Origin of the sequence: Alitabrizicola rongguiensis (assembly GCF_021491355.1) — a bacterium.
GTDB lineage: Bacteria > Pseudomonadota > Alphaproteobacteria > Rhodobacterales > Rhodobacteraceae > Aliitabrizicola > Aliitabrizicola rongguiensis.
The window spans coordinates 62,715-70,157 of record NZ_JAKENF010000006.1 but is presented as its reverse complement, the minus strand read 5'-3'; the positions used below and the strand labels follow the sequence as shown (position 1 = coordinate 70,157).

Below are 7,443 nucleotides of genomic sequence, written 5' to 3'. Positions count from 1 at the left end.
CTTCGCCACCCGGACCCGCTTCGCCGGCCAACCCAACCGTAGCGCCAAGACCCGTCATGCACTAAGACTGAACCCGGACCACTCGATCGGGGCAGGCCAGCCCGTCAAAATAGCTGGATCAAGACGAGTCGGTTTGTCGAACCGCGCCCTTGCGACCTCTGCCCCGCTCGGAACGGTCTTCGATCCAGACGGCCGTGTCAGTCATATCCTAGACCCGCGCAGCGGTAAGCCTGCAGCGCGGGTTTGGCGCCAAATAAGCATAACTGCAGGTAGCGCTGCTGTTGCCGATGCACTTTCGACCGCTGCATGCTTGCTCCCGAACGACACCACTATCCGGAACTTAGTTTCCAATTTCGATCACGCCACTCTGGTCGATTTGCAGCCTGCTTGATCTCGGTGACCAATTTCGGCCCTGTCAGATGTGGCCGGCCCCATTTGCGCAAGGATGGTTCAGTCAGAGCAACTTGTCTTGAGGCGGGCTGGCGAGCGCCCTACCCTGCCCGTACGACCAAGCCCTCCCCTTTTCGATACTTGAAGTCCAGCCCAGAGGTCATCCGTTTGGCAGTGATGCTCTAGATCCGCCTCCCGCCATCACTGCGAAACGTCGAAGATCTACCCAATGAGCGCAGCTCCCCGTTTTGTCGGAGGAACTCGGCCCTACGAAGTGACCGCCCGCCCATGCTGCCCTTGTTTTCGAGGATCAGCCCACCGCACGTTCACGATGGAGCCTTTGGCAAACCCGGCGCGGTTCAACTAGGCGCTAAACTGACAGCTCCCTCCAGCTTCTCGGCACATCAGCAAGCGCGGAAAGCCAAAGTTCAAGCGCCCGCATGGCCTGAGGTTATCTGGTCTGAATCACACTGGTCTGTCTCACTGAAGTCCTTGAACTCTAGCGCAAGGTATTCTCGAAGGTCTGAGACAATGGTTTCGCCGGAAGGGCTCCAGGGCCGATCGGTTACGCAGGCGACCGCCGCCGTCACGAAGTCCACCAGCGGCCCACAACGTTGCTTGCGTACGGAGTCGGTGCTGTAGGTGAGTTTTCGTCCGCTCTCCTGCCATGCGCAGAACAGTGTGCGCATGACCATTTTTCGGCGACGGTCCTGCATTTGCCCCTTCTGGGTATAACCGACCACTAGAGCAACGTCGGTAACTTTGCTGACGGCGCGCAGCTGCTGAAGGTCTTCCTCTGACCGTCGGTGCGTTTCTGCCATCGTTATCTTCAGTTTCTCCAGCCGAGCTGCCCCCTCCCTGTCCAGCGCTAACCCTGTATACAGCCGGGTCAACCGGGCGACCGCCTGCCTCAACTTCCTTTCGGCCACCTTGGCCTCGGTCAGTGCCTTGTCCAATTCCCTGGCCGCGCGATCCGTCGCAACCTTCTGGCTCATGTGGACCACCGAGGGATTGGCTATTGGATCAAGCGCGAATGCCAGCCCAATCGACAGAGATTTCAGTACGGCGCGTTCGAGACCAAAACGAGTGGCAAGTTCTTCGATCTGATCGTCCGTCAGCGCCCCACCTCTTCCATAATCTTTGAGGCGCCACGGCGCGGCAGTTTTGACCCGATCGGCATCAATAAAGATCAAGCCATCTTCTGGGCTGAACCAGTTCATTGTTCCGTCAGTCGCTCCCTCTGAAGTGCATCACTGTGGCACGGCACGCGCATGATGATAGCACATATAGTGACCCAAAAAAGACCGGCCGCAAGATAGTGTATTTGGCGATCCAAGTTTTCTCGAGGAGCACACTTGGACGCGGATTCTCGAGTGGGCGAATGTCCTGCCATGACTCAGGAGTCCGCCCAAGCCTCAGGGAAGCACCGCACGCCCAGCTCGCTGGATGATGCGGTCCTCTCGCTTGTCCGCCTGTTGGCTCGGCAAGCGGCGCGGGAAGCGTTTGGCTCCACAACCAAGGAGAACCCCCGCGATGACCAAGACCAAGACCCTGCCGGATGACGGCGGCGCAGAGCTGCTGACGGTCAAGGAGATCGCGGCTATGGACCGCTGTTCGGAGAAGACGGTGCGCCGGGCGATCGACGCGGGTCTGCTGCAAGCGATCCGGATTGGTCCCGGAGGACGGCTCCTGCGGGTCAGCCGCGCTGCCCATCAGGCCTATCGCTTGGGCCTGCGGCCGTAGGCGCGGCGACCACCAATGTCCATTATTGTCAATGCTTTACGCATCTTTCGGGAAGAGGCCATCGAGGTATTGCTTCCAGATTTCGTGCTATCCTCTTCCCGAATGTCCACGCCTGTCACCGCCTGACCACCCGAGTGCATCCCTGTCCCAACCTGTGGAGATTTCCATGAAGACGATCCATCCCAACCAGATCGAGATGGCCTTGTTCCCCCAGGGCACTCGGACCTTCGCCTCGGTCATTCGCGACATCGAGGCAGACCATGACCTTGACGATGTGCGGAAGCGAGACCTGATCTCCGGTCTCCGCCGCGTGGCGAAGGCGCTCGGTCGTCCGCCGGAAGAGATGCTCGCCGAGCCCAGGTGGCTTCAAGTGCGGTTGGTCCAGGTCGCGCCTGCAGCTTTGGGCTTGACCGAGAAGAGCTGGCAAAACGTGGTCAGCGATGCCCGTGCGGCCCTGGCGCGAGTCGGGATCGTGAAGAGGCGGTTGAGGTACATGGATCAGTTGCAGGGAGGGTGGCTGGAACTGTGGCAGGCGGTCCTTGGCTCCGGCAATCATACGCTCATTGCCGGACTTGGACGGTTCATCCATTTCTTGAGCAATCTCGGCCTCGCACCGACTGAGGTGACCCAGGCCCATGCCAATGCCTTCCTGGACGGTCTCCGCAAGGAAGAGATTGCCAAGAATCCGGACGCAAGCTGGCGCTATGCGATCAACGCCTGGAACCGGGCGACGAGCCTGATCGATCCCTGGCCGAAGCTTGTTTTGACAGTTCCCAAGCGGCGCACAACCGTCAAATTGGCGGACGATGCCCTGCCTGCGGCCTTGCTGCTCGATCTCGACGAGCAGATGCGTCGTGCGATGCACCCCGACCCCTTTTTGGACGACGTTGCGATGCGGCCGCTTGCACCTTCAACCGCCAAGCAGCGGACGAACATGCTCAAGCGCTTTGCCTCGGAGCTGCTGATCGACGGCGTGCCGCCAGAGGAGATCAGCTCCGTATCTGCGCTGTGCGCACCGGTCATGGCGAAGCGCGGTCTCCAGGCCATGTTTGCTCGGAACGGCAATCGCAAAGGAGCTGTCATTGCAGATATGGCGAACATCCTTGTCGCTTGTGCACGGCGCCTTGAACTCGACGACAAGGCGATTGCAGCTCTCCGCGATTTGTCGAAGCGGGCGGCAATGCCATCTCAGCGGGGCATGACCAAGAAGAACCGCGATCGCCTGCGGGTGTTGCGCGACGAGGCAGTCCTGCGCAGGCTCCTCACTCTACCCGACATGCTGTTCCGCAAGGGAGGCAAGCAGCACGACAAGGCGGCCGCTTTGGCCAAAGAAGACGCCCTGGCGATTGGAATCTTGTTGGTCTGCCCGCTCCGCATCGGCAACATTTCTGCCATCGACATCGATCGTCACCTTCAGCGTCCAGGTGATGGTCGGCTCTTCCTCGTTCTCGAAGAAGGCGAGGTGAAGAACCGGCAGCCGATCGAGTTCGAAGTGCCGCCTGACCTTCGGCGCATGATCGACCAGCATCTGGCAAACCGTTCCCCCTTGCTCTGTCCCCCTGGAACGCGGTGGTTGTTCCCGCGGCGTGATGGCACGGGACCGGTCGATACCAGCACATTGTCCACGCGCCTGAAGAAGCGGATTCTTGACGAGACCGGGATCGTCATGAACGCGCATCTGTTTCGGCATCTGGCGGCGATGGTCTGGCTCGACGCCAATCCAGGTGGCTACGAAGCGGCCCGCCGCTTGCTTGGCCATGCTGCGACGAGCCACACGATCAGTGTCTATTCCGGTCTCGAAGCAAGGTCGGCCGTCGAGGCGTTTGGTCAAGTGCTTGACCAGAAGCGTCGGAAGTAGGGATGCGGGTCTCGATGCCCCTTGCGGACTGGCCGATACTGGACCAGCTGATGTGGTCGAAGCTGGTTGTCCAGGCAGGTCCCCTCGATGACAGCGGTGCCTTCGCCGAATTGCGCGAGGCCAGTCTCGATATGTACGCGGAGGCTTACGGCAGATGGCTCGAGTGGCTTCGCAGGAGTGAGCCATCTGCGCTTGTGGAAGCGCCGACTGCGCGGCTCACCTTGCCTCGCATGCAGGCGTGGCTCGAAGCTTCGTCTCACCTGAAGGTCTCGAGCCGCTTCATCTTTCTCCGGGGAATGTTGCGCGTCCTTCGCGCGGCCTATCCCGATACGGATTGGTCACCCTATGCGCGCGTTGCCAGGTATTTCGAGCGGAAGGCAGGGGCTGGCAATCGGGTGCGGAAGTCAGGCCGCATTCTTTCGAGCAGCGTCCTCTTGGCAGCCGGGATCCGCCACGCAACCGAGGATGCAGAGAATGCTGCAACGCCGTTCGGTCGTGCCCAGATTCAGCGAGACGGTGCCATGGTCGCTTTCCTGGCAGCCCTACCGCTGCGTCATCGTGCCATGGCGGGCTTGCGTCTTGGCCACTCGGTCTTCGCCTCAGAAGGCTTGGTCACAGTGAGTCTTCCCGAGGACCTGACGAAGACAGGTGTGCCGTGGGAGGCAGGCCTCTTCCCCGCAGCCAGTGAGGTCCTGCACCTGTATCTTGAGCAAGGCCGACCGGCGCTGATGACGCGCGGTCGTCAGCATCACGACTTTCTCTGGGTCGGCAACCTGGGAGGCCCCATGGGCTATTCTTACATGGGCAAGAAGATCCCCGAGATCACCGAACGCTTGACGGGCGTGAAGATCCCACCGCATTTTTTCAGGGATGCCGCTGCGACGACGCTGGCGCGGGCGTCTCCCGCTGCGGCCAAGGTGATCAGCCCCGTCTTGGGGCATTCAGCGCCAGGCATCGCTGAGCGGCATTACATCCAGGCGGGCAGCATCGAAGTGAGCCGCGACTTCGCCAGGCTGCTCGAGACGCTCAAGGGGAAGTGATGACACGCGCTGTTCTCTACGCCCGGTATTCGTCCGATCTGCAGTCTGCGGCCTCGATCCCGGACCAGGTGCGGCTGTGTCAGAAGCTCTGCGCCGAGCAAGGCTGGACCGTGGTCGATGTCTTTGCCGACGAGGCAATGAGCGGCGCCTCACATCTGCGGCCGCAGTTTCAGGCGCTGCAGCAGGCGGCGATGAACGGTCAGGTCGATGTGATCGTTGCCGAAGCCCTCGACCGGTTGAGCCGCGACCAGGAGCACGTGGCCGCACTTTACAAGCGCATGCAGTTTCTCGGCGTCCGCATCGTCACCAAGGCCGAAGGCGAGATCAACGAGCTCCATATCGGTCTCGGCGGCACGATGTCGGCGCTATTCCTCAAGCAGTTGGCCCAGAAGACCCATCGGGGGCTCGAGGGCCGCGTCCGGTCCGGCAAGGCGGCTGGTGGTCTGAGCTACGGTTATCGGATGGTCCGCAGCCCCCTGCCCGACGGTAGCTTCACCCGCGGCGACCGGGCGATCGATCCCGGCGAGGCCGCGATCGTCACCCGGATCTTTCGCGACTATGCCGCCGGCAAAAGCGCGCGGACGATTGCGATCGAGTTGAACCGCGAAGGCATCGCCCCACCACGCGCCAGTGCGGGCACCACGTCGTCCACCTGGTCGTTCTCGACCATCTCCGGGAACTGGAAGCGCGGCACCGGGATCCTCAACAACGAGCTCTATATCGGCAAGCTTGTCTGGAACCGCCAGCGCTTCGTGAAGGATCCGTCGACCGGCAAGCGTCAGGCCCGCCCCAATCCACCGGAGGCCTGGATCACCGAGGACGTACCGCATCTGCGGATCATCGCCGACGATCTCTGGCATCGGGTGAAGCTGCGGCAGGGGGCGATCCGAGAGACGATCCTGACCAGTGACCGGGAGAATGCCTTCGGTCTCGGTCGTCGCCCCACCTACCTTTTCTCCGGCCTGCTGAAGTGCGGCTGCTGCGGTGCGGGCTACACGCTCATCAACAAGGTGAAGTATGGCTGCTCCGCCGCGCGCAATCGCGGGACCTGCGGGAACCGCGCCATCATCCATCGGGACGACGTCGAGGCCCGCGTCCTCAATGGACTCCGCGAGCGCCTGCTGCATCCGGATTTGCTGGCGGAGTTCATCGCCGAGTATCACCGCGAATGGAACCGGTTGAAGCAGGACGAGATGTCGGCGCGCACGACCACCGAGGGCGAACTCCGGTCGGTTCGCCAGAAGATCGAACAGATTGTCACCGCAATCACCGAGGGTATGTTCCATCCGTCGATGAAGGCGCGCATGGATGACCTCGAAGCGCGCCGCGCCACGCTCGAGGCGCAACTGGCCGAGCTTGGCGCCCCGGAGGAACCGATCCGCTTCCATCCCGGTCTGGCGGAGACCTACCGCAGGAAGGTTGCGGACCTCGCGTCTTCGCTCAATGCCGAAGGGACGCGGCCCGAGGCGATCGAGCACCTGCGGGCTCTGGTTTCGGAGATCCGGCTGCACCCTGATCCGTCAGCTCCGGGCGGCCATGTGCTTGAACTCTTTGGCGAGTTGGGGGCGATCCTTGCCTTGGGGGAGTCCCAAACGACGAAGCCCTCGCGTTTGCGAGGGCTTTCGTCGGATTCGGTGGTTGCGGGGGCAGGATTTGAACCTGCGGCCTTCAGGTTATGAGCCGTTACGAACACAACATGAACAATCGCTCAGGATCGCGAGTTATTGCGCGGTTTCCGCCAGTTGCTGGCCGGGCCTACATGGGCGGACTGCGCACGGATTGTCAGGATTGCGCAGCGGTTTTCCCCCTTGTGCTTCCACCATGCTTCCAACGGGTAGCGGAATGATTTTCCGGTAGCGAAGCGATCATTAGAGAACCAGCAAGTTCCCCGTCACTGACGCACGTCTACACGCTTCATTCTTGCCCGCACGATCTTGCCTTTCCTAGGGCAAATAAAGTGAAGAATAGCAGTGTCTGCCACGAGATCCCCCTTCTCAATCAGGAAACTGGGCGCACTGCGAAAGTCACTGTCCTGAACGTCAGCCTTTTCGAGCTTCACCTCACTAAACGTGTAGGTTCGTTCAGTGTTGGAAAACAGAGTTCGGAAAAATCCACCTACGCCATTGGTGATCTCCTTCAATCCTAGATGCAGTCGCCCACCATCACGGCGAAGACTGGTCAGTCTGAAGAACGTGTACTTCTTCGTCCAGTCCGTTCTGGTACTATTGGAGACTGACGAAGGCGCGTAGATTGTCTTGCTGTGCTGGACCGCAGCGCGGTCAGTGCAAGGATGCTTTGGCCAAGGCCATCCGACATCGTCGAAAAACACTCGACCACCATCTTCGCTTTGATAGAAGAACACGCTTGCGCCGCAAACGGGACACTTGGCGTTCGGGTTCAAATACGATCTTG

Annotated in this window: 7 protein-coding genes; 5 read left to right on the top strand and 2 right to left on the bottom strand. The window is 61.0% G+C overall.

Translation table 11 applies throughout. From position 1 onward, the window contains the following. The first annotated feature begins 67 nt into the window (after window positions 1-67). Window positions 68-391 (top strand): FAD:protein FMN transferase, encoded by a 324-nt coding sequence (locus L0V05_RS20600; RefSeq protein ID WP_319937968.1) that lies wholly within the window; start codon window positions 68-70, stop codon window positions 389-391. A 427-nt stretch (window positions 392-818) separates the two neighbouring features. Here the strand turns inward: L0V05_RS20600 and L0V05_RS19890 are convergent, their stop codons facing one another. Next, window positions 819-1,610 carry a hypothetical protein gene (locus L0V05_RS19890; protein ID WP_234873249.1) on the bottom strand — a complete coding sequence of 264 codons (792 nt, stop codon included), beginning with the start codon at window positions 1,608-1,610 and terminating at the stop codon, window positions 819-821. A gap of 313 nt (window positions 1,611-1,923) precedes the next feature. Here L0V05_RS19890 and L0V05_RS19885 point away from each other — a divergent pair, with 313 nt between their 5' ends. The 4 genes from L0V05_RS19885 to L0V05_RS19870 all read left to right on the top strand — a co-directional run bounded on the left by L0V05_RS19885 (window position 1,924) and on the right by L0V05_RS19870 (window position 6,710). Further along, window positions 1,924-2,133, top strand: a complete 210-nt coding sequence (locus L0V05_RS19885) for a helix-turn-helix domain-containing protein (RefSeq protein ID WP_234873248.1) — start codon at window positions 1,924-1,926, stop codon at window positions 2,131-2,133. Between the two features lie 166 nt (window positions 2,134-2,299). Next, the gene (locus tag L0V05_RS19880; protein WP_234873247.1) at window positions 2,300-3,991 is read left to right on the top strand and encodes a site-specific integrase; all 1,692 of its coding nucleotides are present in this window, start codon (window positions 2,300-2,302) and stop codon (window positions 3,989-3,991) included. A 2-nt stretch (window positions 3,992-3,993) separates the two neighbouring features. After that, on the top strand, window positions 3,994-5,031 hold the full coding sequence (locus L0V05_RS19875; protein WP_234873246.1) for a hypothetical protein: 1,038 nt from the start codon (window positions 3,994-3,996) through the stop codon (window positions 5,029-5,031). Further along, complete coding sequence (locus L0V05_RS19870; RefSeq protein WP_234873245.1) at window positions 5,031-6,710, top strand: recombinase family protein; 1,680 nt, start codon at window positions 5,031-5,033, stop codon at window positions 6,708-6,710. The genes L0V05_RS19875 and L0V05_RS19870 overlap by 1 nt, the downstream gene beginning before the upstream one ends. A gap of 212 nt (window positions 6,711-6,922) precedes the next feature. Here L0V05_RS19870 and L0V05_RS19865 read toward each other — a convergent pair whose 3' ends face one another. Continuing rightward, the gene (locus L0V05_RS19865; RefSeq protein WP_234873244.1) at window positions 6,923-7,432 is read right to left on the bottom strand and encodes a hypothetical protein; all 510 of its coding nucleotides are present in this window, start codon (window positions 7,430-7,432) and stop codon (window positions 6,923-6,925) included. Between the last annotated feature and the right edge of the window lie 11 nt (window positions 7,433-7,443).